The 1,323-nt window shown below is 57.7% G+C and carries 2 protein-coding genes; both read right to left on the minus strand.

Features of this window, described 5'->3' with window-relative positions:
- Positions 1–129 precede the first annotated feature (129 nt).
- Entirely contained in the window at positions 130–828 is a 699-nt protein-coding gene (sfsA, locus tag AC2VLY_RS07880; RefSeq protein WP_486922062.1) for a DNA/RNA nuclease SfsA, read from the minus strand.
- Positions 829–904: 76 nt separating this feature from the next.
- Positions 905–1,323: glutamate--tRNA ligase family protein (locus tag AC2VLY_RS07885; protein ID WP_486922063.1), on the minus strand; the 419-nt coding region annotated here is incomplete at its 5' end.

Here is a 1,323-nt window from a genome sequence, read left to right on the forward strand (position 1 = left end):
TTGAGCACCATGGCGGTCAAATGCCCGGCAGTACGCATTTTTACGACTTCTTCAGGGGTTTTGATGTTGCCCTGAGGGGGGTTTTTTCGACGTTGTAACATGAAATTCTCCTGGGGCGACTCAAAGCGGCTAAAAAAGTAGCTGCTCTGCCGCATCAATGACTATTTTATCAGGACTGACCCGGGTTCGGTAGGCCAGTATTTCCACACCCGCCCTGCGCGCTTCCCGGAGCGCCTGTCCATAAGCCGGGTCCACTTGGTCGGCCGGGGCAAAACCCTGACCATCTTCGCGGCCAATCAAAAAAAACATGACGGCGCGCCCACCGTTGGCTACGACCTCGCGGAGTGCATGCAGGTGGCGCAGGGCGCGGGTGCTGACCGCATCGGGAAAACGGATGACGCCATCAGGGTTGAGCAGGGTGCAGGATTTGACTTCGACATAGCAGGGTGGACGCTGGGGATTCTGCAAGAGGATATCTACCCGTTCATGGCTGCCATAGGGCACTTCGCGCCGCAGTTCGTCATAATTCTGCAGGGCGGGAATCTGCCCGTTGACAATGGCTTCGGCCACAATGTGATTGGGGCGTTGGGTATTGATGCATACCCAGCTGCTGCCACTCCAGTAAAGCTCCCAGGTCCAGGCCAGTTTGCGTTTGAGGTTGTTGCTGTGGGAAATGAGAATGGTTTGTCCGGGTTCTGCACAACTGCGCATGCTTCCAGAGTTGGGGCAATGTATGGTGATTTGCTCGCCGGTTTCGAGTTCGCAGTCCGCCAGGAAACGTTTGTAACGACGAATCAGGGTGGCGGGGACCAGTTCCGGTAAATTCATCGTTGCGCCGACAGCCGTCCTGACGGCGCAGGCCAAAGTCGCAGAAAAGCCTCCAGAACAACTATCGGGTCAATATTCATAGGGGCAGCGTAACGCTTGTAGCCGGTGGATGCCAGAATGGTGTCTTGCCCCGTGCCTCCGCCAGCGCCCAGTTGCGCCACTGTTCAGCGGATGCGCCGTGGAGTTCGGCGGGGGTGTCCCATCCCAGCAGGCCCAGGGTTGTTTCCCAGCCTCGTCCGGGGTTTCCTGTCCAGGCTGGGCTTTGACTGCTTTTGGAAAGCTTGCTGCCATCAGCATTGCAGAGGAGTGGCAGGTGCCCATATGCTGTCCGGGGCAGGTGCAGGAGGCTTTGCAAATAGCGCTGGACTCCGGTAAACGTGCGTAAGTCGCCACCACGAATGACCTCGCTCACGCCCTGTGCGCCGTCATCGACCACGCAAGCCAGTAGATAAGCAAAATAATTATCGGCGCGGAGCAGAACGGGATCCCCCTGTT

It is taken from the genome of Acidithiobacillus sp. TH-A36, from assembly GCF_057473445.1.

Excerpts from the sequence above, each read along its gene's own strand:
- sfsA (WP_486922062.1), bottom strand. The coding sequence starts at position 828 with ATGAATTTACCGGAACTGGTCCCCGCCACCCTGATTCGTCGTTACAAA.